This window comes from Aurantimonas sp. 22II-16-19i (genome assembly GCF_002088275.1).
Lineage (GTDB): Bacteria > Pseudomonadota > Alphaproteobacteria > Rhizobiales > Rhizobiaceae > Jiella.
In genome coordinates this window covers 147556-164481 of record NZ_AQQS01000001.1, presented here as the reverse complement: position 1 = coordinate 164481, position 16926 = coordinate 147556, and the positions used below count along the sequence as shown (strand labels likewise).

Sequence of the window (16926 nt, the reverse complement as noted above, 5' to 3'; positions counted from 1 at the left end):
CCCGGCAGGGCAGAGGGGGGCCAGCTGCCGCTCGGTTGAAAATCGATCGCAGAGACGAAACGGGCGCCATCCTCACCCCTTCGTCACGTCCTTCAGGATCAGCAGAAACGACGGCTCCAGCTCGAATCCCTGCACCCCTGCCGTCGAGACGGCGTTCTGCTTCCAGTTGGCGACGAAGGCCCAGGGGGCGTCGTCATGGACGATCTGCTGCACCTGCCCGTAGAGTTCGCCGCGCTTCTTCTGGTCCGTCTTGCGGCGCGCCTCGTCGAGCAGCCTGTCGACCTCGGGATTGGAATAGTAGCCCGAGTTGAAGCCGCCCTTGTCCGGCATCGCGTCCGTGCGCAGCGCCAGGAAGGGCAGGGTATCGGGATCGTTGGTCATCCAGGCCATCTCGGCCATGTCGGCCTTGCCCTCGAGGCCCGGATTGACGTTGGCGAGATAGGTGTTCCACTCGTAGGTCTGGATGCGGGCGTCGAGCCCGACCTTCTTCAGGTCGGCCTGGATCGCGGTCGCCATCGCCACCGGGTCGAGCATGCCGGAGCCGCCTTCCGGGACATAGAATGTCAGCGTCTTGCCCTCGGCTCCGGCGGCGCGGATCAGCTCCTTCGCCTTTTCGGGATCATAAGGGTAGGGCTCGACCGAGCCGTCATTGGCCCATTCGAAGGCGGCGGGGATCGGCCCGTCCGCAATGGTGGCGGTGCCCTGCAGGACGTCCTCGGTCAGCGCCTTCTTGTCGATGGCGTAGTTCACCGCCTGGCGCACGCGCTTGTCGGAGAAGGGACCCTCCCTGGTGTTGAGGATCAGGAACCAGAGATGCGGGCCGGCCTGCTCGTAGACCTGATAGGCCGCGTCGTCGCGGAATTGCTGCAGGCTGTCCGGCGGCACTTCCACCATCAGGTCGATGCCGCCCGACAGCATCTCCGCGACGCGGGTGTTGGCGTCGGCGATCGGCCGGAACACGACGGCTTCCATCTGCGGCGCGGCGTCCCAGTAGGCGTCGTTGCGCGAGACCACGACCTTCGAATTCGGATCCCAGCCCTCGAACTTGAACGCCCCGGTGCCGACCGGATGGCGGCCGAATTCCTGGCCGTACTCTTTCACCGCCGCCGGCGAGACGATCAGCCCGGTCGGATAGGCAAGGTTCGACAGGAAGGGCGCGAAGGGCTCCTTCAGCTTGAAGACGACGGTGTGCGCATCTTTGGCGGTCACCTCGTCAACCTGCGAGAAGAAGAAGGCGAGGGGGAACGGCCCGGTGTCGTGGAACGGGTGGTCGTCCTTCAGCATGCGGTCGAAGGTGAACTTCACCGCCTCGGCGTCGAAGGGGGTGCCGTCCTGGAAGGTGACGTCGTCGCGCAGGTGAAACGTGTAGGTCGTGCCGTCGTCGGAGATGTCCCAGCTTTTCGCCAGCGCCGGCTCGATCTCCAGCGTGCCCTTCCTGAAGCGCACGAGACCGTCAAAGACGTTCACCAGGATGCGGAAATCGTTGGTCGCGGTCACCGCCTGGGGATCGAGCGACTTCGGCTCGGCGATCTGCCCGACGATGAGGACGTTCGGCGGGGTCTGGGCGGTGGCTGGCAGTGGCAGCGCCATGGCGCAGAGGGCCAACGCGGCGGCCAAGAGGTTTCGCATGAGGGCTCCTTTCCGAGGCGGTGCTGCGAAAACTAGGGGATGCCTGCGGATGGCAAGGAAATGGTCCGATTTCGCGGCGGGTCGGCCCTGGAAACCAAAAGGCCGCCCTGAGGCGGCCTTTCGGCAGTCGATCGTCGCTGCGTCCTGGCTGAACGGGATCAGCCCATCGCTTCCAGTTCGTCGATGAAGCCGGAGATCATGGCGAGACCCTTCGACCAGAAGGCGGGATCGGAGGCATCGAGGCCGAAGGGCGCCAGAAGCTCCGAATGATGCTTGGTGCCGCCGGCCTTGAGCATCTCGAAATACTTCTCCTGGAAGCCGGTCTCGGAGTTCCGGTAGACCGCGTAGAGCGAGTTCACCAGGCAGTCGCCGAAGGCGTAGGCATAGACGTAGAACGGCGAGTGGATGAAGTGCGGCACATAGGTCCAGTAGGTGTCGTAGCCATCGCCGAGGCGGATCGCCGGCCCGAGGCTCCTGCCCTGCACGTCGAGCCAGATCTCGCCGATCCGCTCGGCGGTCAGCTCGCCGCCGCGCCGCTCGGTGTGGAGTTTCCGCTCGAACTGGTAGAAGGCGATCTGGCGGACGACCGTGTTGATCATGTCCTCGACCTTGGAGGCGAGCATCGTCTTGCGCTCGGCCTCGGTCTTCGCCTGATCCAGCAGGGACCGGAAGGTCAGCATCTCGCCGAACACCGAGGCGGTCTCGGCGAGCGTCAGCGGCGTCGGCGCCATCAGCGCGCCCTGCCGGCCTGCCAGCACCTGATGGACGCCATGGCCGAGTTCGTGGGCGAGCGTCATGACGTCGCGCGGCTTGCCCATGTAGTTGAGCAGCACATAGGGGTGGACGCTCGGCACCGTCGGATGGGCGAAGGCGCCGGGCGCCTTGCCGGGCCGGATCGCCGCATCGATCCAGGAATTGTCGAAGAAGCGCTCGGCGATCTCGGCCATCTCCGGGGCAAAGCCGGAATAGGCCGACAGCACCGTCGAGCGGGCCTCGTCCCAGGGGATGTCACGGCGCTTGGCGTCGGGCAGCGGGGCGTTGCGATCCCAGTATTCGAGCTGGTCGACGCCGAGCCACTTCGCCTTCATGGCGTAGTAGCGATGGGAGATCCGCGGATAGGCCTCGTCGACGGCGGCCGTCAGCGCGTCGACCACCTCGCGCTCGACCCGGTTGGCGAGATGCCGGCTGTCGGCGACATCGGCAAAGCCGCGCCAGCGGTCGGAGATCTCCTTGTCCTTGGCCAGCGTGTTGGTGATCAGCGTGAAGACGCGCAGGTTCTCCGAGAACACGTTGGCGAGGGCGTTGGCAGCCTTGCGGCGCCGCTCGGGGTCGTTGTCCTGCAGCATGTTGAGGGCCGCCTCGATGGCCATGTCCTCGCCGTCGACGGTGAAGCGCAGCGAGGTCAGCGTCTCGTCGAACAGCCGGTTCCAGGCGCCGGCGCCGGTGACCGACTTGTCGTGGAACAGCTCCTCGACCCGGTCCTCCAGCTGGAACGGCTTGTCCTTGCGCAGATCGACGATCCAGGGGCGATAGTGGGCGAGTGCCGGATCGCGGTCCATCGCCGCATCCATCACGGCGTCCTCGATGCGGTTGAGCTCCAGCGCGAAGAACAGGAGCTTGGAAGCGATGTCGGTGACGTTCGACTGGGTGTCGCCGTAGAACTTCGCCCGCTGCGGGTCCGACGTGTCGCCCGAATAGATCAGTCCCGCATAGGAGATGATCCGGCCGAGCAGCTCCTCGAGGCCCTCATAGGCCAGGATCGCCTCGACGAGCCTGCCGTCCGGCGCGGCCGCAGCGTCGGCGAGCTTGCCCCGCCAGCGCTCTTGGAAAGCCTTCGCCGACTGCCGGGCCTCCTCGAGGTCGGCGGCGAGCTGGGGGCTGTCCATGGCCGGATAGAGATCGGCGAGGTTCCACTCGGGCAGGGCGCCCGTCTCGGAAGCGGCCGCTTCCACCGCGGAGCGGGCCGGCGTGATCGTCGTCTTCATCGTCCTCACATCACTTTCGTCATCTGCGAGCGGTTGCGAACCGCCGGTTTCCGCACGAGCCTTCACCCCGCAATACCGGTTCCGGCGCCTGCGGCCAAGTCTTGGCGAAAACTGCGGCCCGGCCGGGCCCGAGGGGCCAGGATTCGTTCAAATTCGACTGAAATTTCAGAGAATTGATTGTCCGCGCTTGTTCAGTCGGATTTTAGCCGTGCGTGCCAAAGTGGGTCATTCTCGCATCAAGACGAGACCGGAGGCGTCAATGACCGACATCGTCCTCATCGTCGACGACGATCCCATCCAGCGTCGCCTGCTCGACGCCCACGTCGCCCGCATGGGGCTGCGACCGCTGCATTGCGACGGCGGGCGCGCCGCCCTCGACGCGCTCGGCGGGCGCCAGGGTGGCCAGATCGCCGCCGTCGTGCTCGACCTGATGATGCCGGACAAGAGCGGCATCGAGGTAATGGCCGAGATGCGTCGCAGCCGCTACGACGTGCCGATCGTCGTCCAGACCGCCAAGGGCTCGATCGACACGGTGGTCGAGGCGATGCGCGCCGGCGCCTTCGACTTCGTGGTCAAGCCGGTGGCGCCGGAGCGTCTGCGCGATACCCTCGCCAATGCGGTGCGCATGCATGCCGCCGCCCGCCCCAGGCGCGGCGCCTCCCGCATTTCGCTCGAAGGCGCCTCGCCGGCGATGCGGCCGGTGCTGCAGATCGCGGCGAAGGCCGCCCTGTCCAACATCCCGATCCTCCTCGAGGGCGAGACCGGCGCCGGCAAGGAGTGGCTGGCGAGAGCCATCCGCTCGGCCGGCGAACGGGCGTCGAAGCCCTTCGTCGCGGTGAACTGCGGCGCGATCCCGGCCGACCTCGTCGAGAGCATTCTCTTCGGCCACGCCAAGGGCGCCTTCACCGACGCCAGCACCGAGCATCGCGGCAAGTTCGTCGAAGCGGACGGCGGCACGCTGTTCCTCGACGAGATCGGCGAGCTCGCACCGCCCGCCCAGGTGAAGCTCCTGCGCGTCCTGCAGGAGGGCGAGATCGATCCGGTGGGTGCCAAGGCGCCGATGCGCGTCGACGTCCGGATCATCTCCGCCACCAACCGGAGCCTCGCCGAAGCCGTCGCGGCGGGCCGGTTTCGCGAGGACCTCTACTACCGGCTGAACGCCATCGAGATCCGCATGCCGGCCCTGCGCGAGCGCCGCTCGGAAATCCGCGGCCTCGCCGCGCAGATCCTCGCCCGGCTCCGGGCCGTCGAGACCCGCTCGCCGGTCTCCGGCATCGACGACGAGGCGCTGGCGCTGCTCGAGGCCTATGACTGGCCGGGCAACATCCGGCAGCTGGAGAACACGCTGCACCGGGCGGTCGTGCTGTCCGAGAACGAGACGCTGGGCATCGGCGATTTCGCCCATGTCGAGGCGCTGATGGCGGTCGGCGCGTCGCAGCCCGAGCCTGCGGACATCGCCTCCGAACGGGCGGTGGTGCGAACCCTCGCACCGGCAACGAACGGACCGATGCCGCGGTCGCCCGAACCGGGGCCCGAGCGGCGCGGCGAGCGGACGGCCGTCCTGCGGCCCGAGCAGCTGGTCGAAAGCGATTTCCCGCTGCGCGACAGCGAGGGCGAAGTGCGCCGTATGGTCGACGTCGAGGCCGACCTGATCCGCCTGGCCGTCCTGCAGTATGACGGACGGATGAGCGAGATCGCCCGCCGCCTCGGCATCGGGCGCTCGACGCTCTACCGCAAGATGCGCGAATACAAGATCGAGGACCGCAGCTGAAGCACGCCGCCCTCCGGGGCAGGCGGATCGATGGCCGGCCAACGGCTTGCCCTTCGCAGGCGACGGGTGTACGGGGCTGCCCCTGACGGGGGGCGGCGCGAGCGATGTTTCCCGGCATTGCGTCTTCGGCCGGTCGAACGAGCAGGATACGAAAGGCTGGAAGACATGCATCCAAGGATCGCCGTCATCGGCTGCGGGCAGTGGGGCCAGAACCATGTCCGCACCCTCGCCGAAATCGGCGCACTCGCCGCCGTCGCCGACCGCAATGTCGAGCGGGCCGAGATTTTCGCCATGCGCCATGGCGTTCCGGCAATGGACCCAGACGAGGCGATCGCGTCCCCGGACATCGACGCCCTCGTCCTCGCCCTGCCGGCGAGCGTCCACGGTCCGGTCGCCCGGGCGGCCTTCGCGGCCGGCAAGGACGTGCTGATCGAGAAGCCGATCGCGCTCGACGTCGCCGATGCCGAGCTGACCGCGGCTGTGGCGAGGAAGGCCGACCGGATCCTGATGGTCGGTCATGTCCTGCGCTTCCACCCGGTGTTCCAGAAGCTCGTCGCCAGCGTCGCCGAGGGCCGCATCGGCACGGTGCGCCACATCATCGCCAACCGCATGGGCCTCGGCCGCTTCCTCGGCATGGACGTGGTCTGGGATCTCGCCCCGCACGACCTGTCGCTGATCCTGAAGATGGCCGGCTCGATGCCCCTCGACGTCACCGCGATGCGGCGCACGATCCTGTCCGACGCCACCGACATCGCCGACGTGGTGATGGAGTTTGCCGGCGGGCTGAAGGCGGAGGTCCACGTCTCGCGCGTCTCGCCCTACCGCGACCGGCGCTTCTCGGTGATCGGCACGAGGGGCATGATCGTCTTCGACGATCTCGCCCCGGAGGGCGAGAAGCTGGCGCTCTACGGCCACGAGGTCTGGCGCGACGGCGAGGTCTTCTCCTTCGAGAATGCGCCGGTGACCTACCTCCCGGTCTCGCCCGGGCTGCCGCTCGATCGCGAGCTGCGACACTTCATCGACTGCATCGTCCACCGCCGCGACCCGGAGACCGGCGCCGCCGAAGCCGTGGAAACGGTGCGGATCCTGAACGAGGCTTCGCCGCTCAAGTGAGCGATGGGCGGGTTGGCCGGCTTTCGGGGCAGTCGCTCGGGAAAGGCCAGCCAGAGAACCTGCGGTGCCCTGCCTTATCCCGCGGCGACTCCCGACCGATGAACCGCGATTGAGCTCGACGCGCGATCCGGCGGCCGCTCACGCCGTCGCCGCGACCGCCTCCTGCGCCGCCGCCCGCCCGAACGGCAGGCTTTCGGCGATGACGCCGCCGCCGAGCACTTCGGCGCCGGCTTCCATGCCGTCGTAGAAGACGCAGGCCTGGCCTCTGGCGATGCCGTCCTCGCCGAGCACGAGCTCGACCTCGACGGCGCCGTCCTTGGCCGCGACGATGCGCGCCGGGGCAGGGGGACGGGTCGAGCGGACCTTGACGAACAATTCGCCCTCGACGCCCACATGGTCTTCCGGCGAACGCTGCCCCAGCCAGTTCACCTCGCGCAGGCGGATCCGCCGGGTCAGCAGCGCCTCGCGCGGTCCGACGGTCACGGTCGCGGTGGCGGCGTCGAGCGCGACGACATAGAGCGGGTCGCCCGCCGCGATGCCGAGGCCGCGGCGCTGGCCGATGGTGAAATTGACGATGCCGTCGTGCCGGCCGAGCCTGCGGCCGTCGAGATGGACGATGTCGCCCGGCTCGCCCGCGTCGGGCCGCAGCTTGCGGATGACGTCGAAATAGCGGCCCTTGGAGACGAAGCAGATGTCCTGGCTGTCGGGCTTGGCGGCGACCGACAGGCCGAATCGCTCGGCGACCTGCCGCGTCTCGTCCTTGGTCATCGTGCCGAGCGGAAAGCGCAGGAAGTCGAGCTGCGCCTGCGTCGTGCCGTAGAGAAAATAGCTCTGGTCGCGGTCGAGGTCCCTCGGCCGGAACATCGCCCGGTGCTCGCCGCGCCGGCGCGTCTCGATGTAGTGCCCGGTCGCGAGGGCGTCTGCGCCGAGATCCTCCGCCGTCGCCAGGAGGTCGCGGAACTTGACCGTCTGATTGCAGGCGACGCAGGGGATCGGCGTCTCGCCGGCCAGATAGCTGTCGGCGAAGGGATCGATGACCGCCTGCTTGAACCGCTCCTCGTAGTCGAGGACGTAATGGTCGATGCCGAGCGTCTCGGCGACCCGGCGGGCGTCGTGGATATCCTGGCCGGCGCAGCAGGCGCCGGCGCGGCGCGGGCCGGCGCCGCCGTCATAGAGCTGCAGGGTGATGCCGACGACGTCATAGCCAGCCTCGGCGAGAAGCGCCGCCGTGACGGAGGAATCGACACCGCCGGACATGGCGACGACCACCCGCGTCTCTTCCGGCGGCTTGGCGATATCGAGGCTGTTCAGGGACATGGTCGAGCTTTCGCGGCGTTCGGTCCGGTCGCTCCGCCTCTGGCGGCGACGCGGCGGCCATCCGGAAGGAAGTCGGTGACCGCCATATCGGCGATCCGGGCCGCGCTTTCAACGCACGCGATTGGCACAAATTTGGCGGCCGACGTCAAGTTTTCCCGCCGAAGGCTCCAACCCCGCGCGTTTGCGAGAATTTTCAGCAACTTCTTATCGAAAGCTTACGCGTGGCTTGACTCTTTTTTTAGACCAGCCGCGTAGGCTCAGCCTGATTGGGTCTTTGAGTAGAGTATCAGTGTATCGAGAGTGCAATGACCGATCAGGTTAGACCACGGGTAAAATACGTCATCGGGCCGGACGGAAGCCCGCTGACGCTGGCAGACCTGCCGCCGTCCAACACCAGGCGATGGGTGATCCGTCGCAAGGCGGAAGTCGTTGCGGCGGTGCGGGGCGGGCTCCTCAGCCTCGACGAGGCCTGCTCACGCTATACGCTGACCGTCGAGGAGTTCCTCTCCTGGCAGATGTCGATCGACCAGCATGGGCTTGCCGGGCTGCGGACGACGCAGATCCAGGAATACCGGCGCAAGGTGGAACTGCACTGACGGTTCGGGCGTCTTTCGCCCGCCTCGTCCGGGCGTATCATTGAAGGGAAGGGCGACCAACTGCGCCGTTTCCGGAGCGCCGATGCCTCGGCGGCGGTTCGAGTCCGCCCGCAACAGGCCGGGCAAGCCTCAGCGTGCAGCGATTCAGGCGCAGTAGCGTTCTGTAACGGGGCCACCCCGGCGGAGCGGCGTCGCCAGGATCCGGCCGACGTGGCGGCGAATCTCGGCGAGGCTGAACGGCTTCTCGATCACCCCGACGATGATCGAGGCGAGATCCTCGGCCGCTTCCCTCTGTTCAGCATATCCGGTCATCAGCTGGATGCGCAGGTCCGGCCAGCGCTCGGCCGCCGCGTGTGCGAGCTCGATCCCGGTCATCGCCGGCATGCGGATGTCGGACAGAAGAAGATCGAACGCGCCGTCATGCGCCTCGAGCATTTCCAGCGCGAGTTCGCCGTCCTCGACGGCGATGACCTCATGACCTTCCAGGCGCAGCGCCCTCTCCACCAGAAGGCGCACGCCCGTGTCGTCTTCGGCGATCAGCAGCTTGGCCACGGAAAACTCCCTCATCCATGATGAGTCGACTGGACTTCTAAGGTCGTCGAACTGGCTTGTGTGAAACTTGCTGCCGGAATCGCCACCCTGTCGAAGCGGCGCCGCGAAGCGCGGCACGCGTCTGACGGGCCGCCATGATCGACCGGCTCGCGGCGTCAGCCGACGACGTGGCCGATGAACGGCAGTTCGCGAAAGGCGTGGCCGACGTCCATGCCGTATCCGACGACGAAGCAGTCGGGGCAGTCGAAGCCGACATGGGCGGCCTCGATGTCGGCCTTGCGGTGACCCTTCTTGTCGAGCAGGACGGCGAGATCGACCCGCAGCGCGCCGCGCGCCAGGAGCAGTTCGCGGGCGAAGGCGAGGGTGCGGCCCGATTCGAGGATGTCGTCGACGAGCAGCACCGGCCGCCCTGCGACGTCCGCGTCGATGTCCCGAAGGATCCTGACGTCGCCGCCGACGGTGCCGGCACCATAGCTCGACAGGGAGATGAACTCGACCTGGGGAGCGATACCGGCGTGATGCATCGCGCGGATGAGGTCGGCCGCGAAGACGAAGGCGCCCTTCAGCACCGACACGACCACCAGGTCGTCATTGGCATAGGCGGCGACCTCGCGTGCCAGCCGCTGCACCTCCGCGTCGATCGCCTCGGCGCTGAACAGGACGTCGATCGTCTTTCCGCGTACCGTGATCACTGGCGGCTTGCATCCCGTGTTCCGAAAAATCCCACCCGTACCTCTCCTTCGGTCTCCTCCGGCACGGCGATCATGCTGACGAAATCGATCGAGCGGCCGGCCTCCAGACGCGCGACACTGGTCTGAAGCATCCGCGAACGCAAGCCCGCCGCGCTGTCGGCGAAGTCGATCCGCAGCGGCGGGACGGCGGCGGTGCGGGTGCCGGGATTGACGATGCGGCCTTCGATCCGCAGCATCTTGCCGTCGCCGTGGCTGGAGAGCGCTGCCTGGACGTCGCCGAGCCGGACCTCGAAACCGCCGCCGTTGCTCGATGTCGCCGCGACCGGCGTCTCGGGAAACGAGACGAGCAACGCGGGCAGCAGGGCAGCCCCGAAGGCGAATGCGCAGACGGCGAGGCCGATCCGCCCGGGGATCGCCCGCGAGATCGCGCGTCGGCGGCGCGCTGCGGGAGGCGTCGGGGTGAAGAGGATCGCGTCCTCGATCGAGGTCGCACGGACCTCGGCATCGACGCGGTCGGACAGATTCGCCGTCCCGCCGGCTGCCGAACGCGCGTCGCGGCGGCCGAAGGCGGCTGCGGGGTTGGCGGGCTCGGCCGGACGCGTGCGCGCGTCCTTGCCGATCGGGCGCCTAGAGGTTACCTCCGCGACGCCGTCGATGCAGCGCTCGCCCGGCGACGGTCGCGGCCGGCCGTGCGGGCTGGACATCTGCGAAACGATGCTGCCGTTCTGGTCGTGCATGGAACCCTCCGCTCGCCGATCCAGCAAGCCGTAAGGTTTTATGGTTAACGCCCGGTGAACGCAGGACGTCGGCGCAAAAGCGCGTCGCCGAACCTCAAATGGCCATGTTGGTGCCGTTTGAGCGTCTCGGGATCGCCAACGCATGAGAATGAGGCTCCGGCTTGATACGGTTCGAGAATGTCGGCCTCCGATACGACATGGGACCGGAAGTGCTGCGGGATCTGACGTTCGAGATCCGCCGCCAGTCCTTCCAGTTTCTGACCGGCCCCTCAGGCGCCGGCAAGACCAGCCTGTTGCGGATGCTGTTCCTGGCGCTGCGGCCGACCCGCGGCCTGATCACCGTGCTCGGCCGCGACGTCGCCACCCTGTCGCGCCGCGACCTGCCGTCGATCCGGCGGCGGATCGGCGTCGTCTTCCAGGATTTCCGTCTCCTCGATCACATGACGACCTACGAGAACGTCGCCCTGCCGCTGCGGGTGCGGGGCAAGGAGGAGCGGGAATACCGCCAGGACGTCGTCGACCTGATCAAGTGGGTCGGCCTCGGCGAGCGGCTCAACGCGCTGCCGATCGTCCTGTCCGGTGGCGAGAAGCAGCGCGCGGCGATCGCGCGGGCGCTGATCGACCAGCCGGACATCCTCCTGGCAGACGAGCCGACCGGCAATGTCGACGCGCCGCTGGCGCGGCGTCTCCTGCGGCTTTTCCTCGAACTCAATCGATCCGGCACCGCGGTGGTCATCGCCACCCACGATCTCGGCCTGATGGAGCAGGTGGATGCGCGCCGGCTCGTTCTCGTCGATGGACGGCTGGAAATCTATGACTGACGCAACCCTCGCCACCGCCGCGCTCCGCTCGCGCATCCGGCGCCTGTTGCAGCGCATCCGCGGCGAGCGGCAGACGCCGATCGTCCCGGCGGGCAATGTGGCGGGCCGGGCGCTGACGACCGTCATCGCCATCATGACCTTTCTCGCCGCCCTGACGGTGGGGGCTGTCAGTCTCGTGTCGGATACGGCCGGGCGCTGGCAGAACGACATCTCCGACGAGATCACCGTCCAGGTGAAGCCCGCCGAGGGGCTCGACATGGCGACGGCGCTCGAGACCGTCCGGCAGATCGCCCTGCAGACGCCGGGCGTCAGCGGCGCATCGGTGCTCGACGAGGCGGCGACCAGCCGCCTGCTGGAGCCCTGGCTCGGTGACAGCGTCGATTTCGACGAGCTGCCGGTGCCGCGGCTGGTGATCGTCGCGATCGATTCGGGCGAGCCGCCGAACTTCGCCTTCATGCGCCAGGAGCTGCAGGAAGCGGTGCCGCAGGCCGAGCTCGACGATCACCGGGCCTGGGTGTCGCGCCTCGTCACCATGGCGCGCACCGTCGTCCTGATCGGCGTCTTCATCCTGTCGCTGGTCATCGTGGCGACGACGCTGACGGTGATCTTCGCCACCCGCGGCGCGATGTCGGGCAACCGCCAGATCGTCGAGGTCCTGCATTTCGTCGGCGCCCGGTCGAGCTTCATCGCGCGCGAGTTCGAGCGGCATTTCCTGCGTCTCGGCCTGATCGGCGCGTTGACCGGGGGCGTCGCGGCGGTCGTCCTCTTCGTCGTGATCGGCCATCTGACCGAGGCTAATCGGCAGACGGCCGAGGCCGATCAGATCAGCGCGCTGTTCGGCTCGTTCTCGATCGGCTGGACGGGCTATGCCGGCGTGCTGCTACTCGTTGCAACCGTCGCCACCCTGACGGCGTTGACGTCACGATGGACCGTGACCCGCCATCTCGCCGAGATCGACATGATCTCGCCGGTGGAGAGTTAACGGATGGTTCACCTTGATGTTTCAGACTGATTCCTTCGGGCGGCAGAACCTGCGGCCCCGGCAGAAGCGTCGGCTTGGCGACGGGACGATCAATCTTGCTTCGGGTTGGCAACTGCGGCGACCCGATGCCATCATGCGGCGAAGGTCGACGGCATCTCCAGTCCCCGGCACAGGACGCGAGATATCTGGCGCCTGCGGATAGCGAAGAACGGTCCGAGACGGAGATCGGGCCGATGCGGAGAGCGAATGAGCGTTGCGGCTGATCCACGGCTCGGTTCTTCCGGCTTGCGCAAGAAGCCGGGAGAGGCGCGCGCGCCGGGCCCCCGGTTCCGCATCCGCAAGCGCCTTGCCGTCCTGCTGCTGGCCGCCGGCGTCTCCGGCTATCTCCTCGGCGGGTTCTGGCGGTTCACCGAAGAGGTGGACCGGCTGGCCAATCTCGCACCGGATCCGGGAGCGGATGCGATCGTCGTCCTGACCGGCGGGGCGTTGCGGATCGACCAGGGGCTCGACCTTTTGCGCAGCGGGCATGGCCGGCGGCTTCTGATCAGCGGCGTCCATCCCGGTACCAGCGCCTCGACGCTCGCCCGCCTGTCCGGCACCGATAAGGCGTGGTTCGACTGCTGCGTCGATATCGACTATGTCGCGGCCGACACGATCGGCAACGCCGCGATGGCCGGGCGATGGGCCGAGAAGCGCGGCTATCGCGATCTCATCCTCGTCACCAGCGACTATCACATGCCCCGCTCGATGGTGGAGTTCGACCGGATCCCGGGGATCCGCTCGATTACTCCGGTCGCGGTCCGGCGCGCCGACCTGTGGAGCCGCGAGAGCCTGCCGACGGGCTCCGGGTTGCGGCTGCTGATCACCGAATACGGCAAGCTGATCGCCACTCGCATGCGCGGTGCCCTCGGCCTTGCGCCGCAGGAGCCGGAGGCCGCTGCGACCATCGCCAGTCTCGACCGGGGCTGAGGCCGGGCCCGACGACACCGGAGCCGGATTGGCAGTGATTGCTTTCCCGGCCTCTGCGCGCCCGGCCTTTGCTTGAGGGCCTCTGGCGATTATGAACGCCTCGAACGCGCCGCACGGGCGCTAGCTCGCCGGGAACCATTCTGCCCATGACGCTCCTGCGTTCGATCGCCTTCAACATCCTCTTCTACGGCAATCTCACCGTCCAGCTGCTGTTCTGGTCGCCGGTCTTCTTCTTCGTTCGCGAAGAAACGGGCTGGTGGATCGTGCGCAACTGGGCGCGCTCGGGCCTTTGGCTGCTCGACCATGTCGCGGGCGCCCGGTCGCATCTCTCCGGCCTCGAGCACCTGCCCGCGGGCGGCGCGATCGTCGCCTCCAAGCATCAGTCGGTGTGGGAGATCCTGGCGCTCCTCGTCGTCGTCGACCGGCCGACCTTCATCCTGAAGAAGGAGCTGATGAACATCCCGCTGTTCGGCAGCTTCGCCCGGCGGATGAAGATGATTCCGGTCGACCGGGCCAAGCGCGGCGGTGCCGTCGCCCGCATGATGGAGGCCGCCAGCATCGCCGTCGGCGAAGGCCGGCGCATCATCATCTTTCCCGAGGGCACCCGGACGGCGCCGGGCGCCGAGGTGGAATATCGGCAGGGCGTGTTCCGGCTCTATGAGGGGCTCGGCCTGCCGGTGGTGCCGGTGGCGGTCGATTCGGGCCTCGCCTGGCCGCGCAACAGCTTCATCAAGCGAGCCGGCACGATCCATGCCGAGTTTCTGCCCGTGATCGAGCCGGGGCTCGACCGTCAGCAGTTCATCGCGGCCCTGCGCGGTGCCATCGAAACCCGCTCGCGGGAGCTGTTGCTGGCCGCCGGGTGGGGCGGGGACGGCGACGGGTTCGACGCAGCCGGGCAGGGCGGGTCCCGCCGTCCCGGCGCCGCGGGGGCGCCTCCTCAGAGCCGCGAGACGACGTCCTGAAGCCAGCGATCCTTCAGCCCCATGGCCGCGATGTGCTCATGAGCGCTCTTCACGTAGTCGACATTGGGGCCGGACTGGCCGTGGCCGTTGCTGACGATGCGGGCGGCCTGCGCGGCGTCGACCTTGCCCGCATACTGGGCATGGCCGCGATCGACGACATAGGTCACCGCCCTGATCTGCCGGCCGTCCGCCATCCGCACCGGCAGCACGATCTCGCGATAGACGTTGGTGACGAGTTCCCGGGCCCGCAGATAGTCGAGCGTCTGCTGGCGCAGGGCGGAATCGACCCTGAACGCCATGCCGACGCAAGAACCGCCACGATCGAGGCCGAAGACGAGACCGGGGCGCTCGGGCGTGCCACGATGGACGTAGGAATGGACACAGAGCGAGCGATGATAGCCGGCAAGCCTTGCTTTTGCGCGCTCCTCATAGTCAAAACCGGGCCGCCAGATCAGCGAGCCGTAACCGAAAACCCAGAAATCTTCCATTGCCTCGCGTCGCCCTCGCATCCTGCGTCCGGCAGTCCAGGCTTCGTTTAAGAGGATAACGGGATGGCCCCGTCAAGCGACAGTCCCTCGGCGGCCCGCCGCGCCCTTGTCTGGGTGATCGTGGTCGCGCTGGTCCTGGTGGCAGGGATCTGCGGCGCCTGGTTCTATCTCGCCGGCCGCCTCGACGACGAGCTCAGCCGCGGCATCGCGGCGGCGCGCAGCCGCGGCACCGAGATCGAATGCCCGAATCGCGACGTCTTCGGCTTCCCGTTCCGCATCGGGTTTCGCTGCGACGCGCTGTCGATCGTGCGCAACGACGATCGCCCCCTGCGGATCTCGGCGGGCGCCGTGCGCACCGCGGCGCAGATCTACCGGCCGAATCGCATCGTCGGCGAACTCGACGGCCCCATGCGCGTCTCCGGCCCGCAGTTTCCGCCGCTCGACATCCGCTGGTCGCTGGGCCAGGCCTCGGCGACCTTCTGGACCGAGGGTCTCGATCATTTCGCGGTGGTGACGGACGATCCCAAGGTCGCGCTCGTCGAGCCGTCGAACGGCGGCGCACAGGTGGTGGAAGCCAGCCACAGCGAGGCCCACGCCCGCCGCCGGGACGGCGATCTCGACATCTTCACCCTGATGAGGGGTGGGCGGCTGACCTTCGCCGGTGCGCCGGACCTGCCGCCGCTCGACGCCAGCACCGATCTCACCATCGGCGGCGCCGGCGACTGGCTGTCGGGCGCGGCGCGCGGCCTGACCGGACGCGAGCTCTTCGCCGGACGGCCGGTCTCGCTGCGCTCCCTGCTTGTGGAGATGGGGCAGGCGAATGCCGAACTCAGCGGCGACTTCTCCTTCGACGACGAGGGACAGGTGACGGGCAAGTTCCAGCTGGCGATCGCCGAACCCAAGGAGATCGCCCGGCTGGTCACCACCGTCGCGCCGAACCTGAAGGACATCGCCGCCGGCATCGCCTCGGCCCTTCCGATGGCCGGACGGCAGGCGGATGGCCGCACCACCATCGAGTTGCGGGTCCGGAACGGCGTCGTCGCGGTCGGCATCTTCCCGATCGGCAAGCTGCCGTCCCTGCGCTGACGCACGCGGCAGGATCGCCCCGCGGGGTTCGCGTCGAGAGCGGGCGACAGCGGGCGCTGCGGGCGGACAGGCAAAAGCCGGGGCGTCGGCCCCGGCTCCATCATCGATTTCGCCTCGATTGGGTCCTGCAGAATCCGGCTCGATCCGGCCCTGCCGGTCAGGCGCTGACGGGCGTCAGCGCCTCGTTGGCCGCGGCCGCCTTGTCGCGGACCGCCTTCTGGACCTTCTCGAAGGCGCGGACCTCGATCTGGCGCACGCGCTCGCGGGAGATGTCGAATTCGCCCGACAGCGCCTCGAGGGTCAGCGGTTCCTCCGCGAGGCGCCGGGCCTCGAAGATCCGGCGCTCCCGGTCGTTGAGGACGCCCATCGCCGAGCGCAGCATCCCGCGGCGCTGGTCGTATTCGTCCTGGCGGACGAGCACCTCTTCCTGCGACTCCGAATCGTCGACCAGCCAGTCCTGCCACTCGCCCGATTCGCCCTCGGTCGCCCGGATCGGCGCATTGAGCGAGGAATCGCCGGACAGGCGGCGGTTCATCGAGATGACCTCCTCGGCCGACACGCCGAGCTTGGTGGCGATCTGGTCGACCTGGTCGGGCTTCAGGTCGCCCTCGTCGAGCGCCTGGATCTTGCTCTTCATCTTGCGCAGGTTGAAGAACAGCCGCTTCTGGTTGGCGGTCGTCCCCATCTTCACCAGGCTCCAGGAGCGCAGGATGTATTCCTGGATCGACGCCTTGATCCACCACATCGCATAGGTCGCCAGCCGGAAGCCGCGCTCCGGATCGAACCGCTTGACCGCCTGCATCAGGCCGACATTGCCCTCGGAGATGACCTCCCCGATCGGCAGGCCATAGCCGCGGTAACCCATTGCGATCTTGGCAACGAGTCTTAGATGACTGGTGACGAGCTGGTGCGCCGCCTGACGGTCGTCATGTTCGGCATAGCGCTTCGCGAGCATGTATTCCTGCTGCGGCTCCAGCATCGGGAACCGCCTGATCTCTTCGAGATAGCGGGTCAGTCCGCCGTCGCCCGACGAGATGGTCGGAAGATTCATCTGGGCCATACGCGCCCTCCATCGCTAGAATTCGGCCGCTCCGAACAGAAGCCGGCCAGCATGCGAGCCGCTGTCGCCAACCCGCAATCGCCCATGTGGTCATATGGTGACGGTTAAAGCCGATTGCATCGATTCCGTTGCGAAGATGAACGGGAATTCATGCGCGTGGCTAGCC

General features: G+C 67.8%; 16 protein-coding genes. 8 read left to right on the top strand and 8 right to left on the bottom strand.

Annotation, left to right across the window (positions count from 1 at the left end):
- Positions 1-72: 72 nt before the first annotated feature.
- Together ATO4_RS00810 and ATO4_RS00805 are read right to left on the bottom strand one after the other, a co-directional pair.
- Positions 73-1629, bottom strand: coding sequence for an ABC transporter substrate-binding protein (locus ATO4_RS00810; RefSeq protein ID WP_083589497.1), 1557 nt, complete (start codon positions 1627-1629; stop codon positions 73-75).
- A gap of 158 nt (positions 1630-1787) precedes the next feature.
- Positions 1788-3614 (bottom strand): M3 family oligoendopeptidase, encoded by a 1827-nt coding sequence (locus tag ATO4_RS00805; RefSeq protein ID WP_083589496.1) that lies wholly within the window; start codon positions 3612-3614, stop codon positions 1788-1790.
- Between the two features lie 259 nt (positions 3615-3873).
- On the opposite strand from ATO4_RS00805, the gene ATO4_RS00800 reads away from it, so the two are divergent.
- Both ATO4_RS00800 and ATO4_RS00795 read left to right on the top strand, forming a co-directional pair.
- Positions 3874-5385 carry a sigma-54 dependent transcriptional regulator gene (locus tag ATO4_RS00800; protein WP_083589495.1) on the top strand — a complete coding sequence of 504 codons (1512 nt, stop codon included), beginning with the start codon at positions 3874-3876 and terminating at the stop codon, positions 5383-5385.
- Between the two features lie 165 nt (positions 5386-5550).
- On the top strand, positions 5551-6498 hold the full coding sequence (locus tag ATO4_RS00795; protein ID WP_083589494.1) for a Gfo/Idh/MocA family oxidoreductase: 948 nt from the start codon (positions 5551-5553) through the stop codon (positions 6496-6498).
- Between the two features lie 138 nt (positions 6499-6636).
- Here the strand turns inward: ATO4_RS00795 and mnmA are convergent, their stop codons facing one another.
- A complete protein-coding gene (gene mnmA / locus ATO4_RS00790; RefSeq protein ID WP_083589493.1) occupies positions 6637-7815 on the bottom strand; it encodes a tRNA 2-thiouridine(34) synthase MnmA in 1179 nt (392 codons plus the stop codon).
- Between the two features lie 305 nt (positions 7816-8120).
- Here mnmA and ATO4_RS00785 point away from each other — a divergent pair, with 305 nt between their 5' ends.
- Positions 8121-8411: a DUF1153 domain-containing protein gene (locus tag ATO4_RS00785; protein WP_083589492.1), complete on the top strand. Its 291-nt coding sequence runs from the start codon at positions 8121-8123 to the stop codon at positions 8409-8411.
- Positions 8412-8555: 144 nt separating this feature from the next.
- Here the strand turns inward: ATO4_RS00785 and ATO4_RS00780 are convergent, their stop codons facing one another.
- The 3 genes from ATO4_RS00780 to ATO4_RS00770 form a co-directional block, all read right to left on the bottom strand.
- Complete coding sequence (locus tag ATO4_RS00780; protein ID WP_083589808.1) at positions 8556-8963, bottom strand: response regulator; 408 nt, start codon at positions 8961-8963, stop codon at positions 8556-8558.
- Positions 8964-9118: 155 nt separating this feature from the next.
- On the bottom strand, positions 9119-9655 hold the full coding sequence (gene hpt, locus ATO4_RS00775) for a hypoxanthine phosphoribosyltransferase (RefSeq protein ID WP_083589491.1): 537 nt from the start codon (positions 9653-9655) through the stop codon (positions 9119-9121).
- Entirely contained in the window at positions 9652-10392 is a 741-nt protein-coding gene (locus ATO4_RS00770; RefSeq protein WP_083589490.1) for a hypothetical protein, read from the bottom strand. Before ATO4_RS00770 ends, hpt begins: the two co-directional genes overlap by 4 nt.
- A gap of 161 nt (positions 10393-10553) precedes the next feature.
- On the opposite strand from ATO4_RS00770, the gene ftsE reads away from it, so the two are divergent.
- The 4 genes from ftsE to ATO4_RS00750 all read left to right on the top strand — a co-directional run bounded on the left by ftsE (position 10554) and on the right by ATO4_RS00750 (position 14126).
- The gene (gene ftsE, locus ATO4_RS00765) at positions 10554-11213 is read left to right on the top strand and encodes a cell division ATP-binding protein FtsE (protein ID WP_083589489.1); all 660 of its coding nucleotides are present in this window, start codon (positions 10554-10556) and stop codon (positions 11211-11213) included.
- Positions 11206-12195 carry an ABC transporter permease gene (locus ATO4_RS00760; RefSeq protein WP_083589488.1) on the top strand — a complete coding sequence of 330 codons (990 nt, stop codon included), beginning with the start codon at positions 11206-11208 and terminating at the stop codon, positions 12193-12195. Before ftsE ends, ATO4_RS00760 begins: the two co-directional genes overlap by 8 nt.
- Positions 12196-12441: 246 nt before the next feature.
- Positions 12442-13164 (top strand): YdcF family protein, encoded by a 723-nt coding sequence (locus ATO4_RS00755; RefSeq protein WP_083589487.1) that lies wholly within the window; start codon positions 12442-12444, stop codon positions 13162-13164.
- Positions 13165-13310: 146 nt separating this feature from the next.
- On the top strand, positions 13311-14126 hold the full coding sequence (locus ATO4_RS00750; protein ID WP_083589486.1) for a 1-acyl-sn-glycerol-3-phosphate acyltransferase: 816 nt from the start codon (positions 13311-13313) through the stop codon (positions 14124-14126).
- Here the strand turns inward: ATO4_RS00750 and ATO4_RS00745 are convergent.
- A complete protein-coding gene (locus ATO4_RS00745) occupies positions 14102-14614 on the bottom strand; it encodes a gamma-glutamylcyclotransferase (protein WP_083589485.1) in 513 nt (170 codons plus the stop codon). The genes ATO4_RS00750 and ATO4_RS00745 overlap by 25 nt on opposite strands.
- 63 nt (positions 14615-14677) lie before the next feature.
- On the opposite strand from ATO4_RS00745, the gene ATO4_RS00740 reads away from it, so the two are divergent.
- On the top strand, positions 14678-15700 hold the full coding sequence (locus tag ATO4_RS00740; RefSeq protein WP_083589484.1) for a DUF2125 domain-containing protein: 1023 nt from the start codon (positions 14678-14680) through the stop codon (positions 15698-15700).
- A gap of 157 nt (positions 15701-15857) precedes the next feature.
- Here ATO4_RS00740 and rpoH read toward each other — a convergent pair whose 3' ends face one another.
- The gene (gene rpoH, locus ATO4_RS00735; RefSeq protein ID WP_083589483.1) at positions 15858-16760 is read right to left on the bottom strand and encodes an RNA polymerase sigma factor RpoH; all 903 of its coding nucleotides are present in this window, start codon (positions 16758-16760) and stop codon (positions 15858-15860) included.
- Positions 16761-16926: the final 166 nt, after the last annotated feature.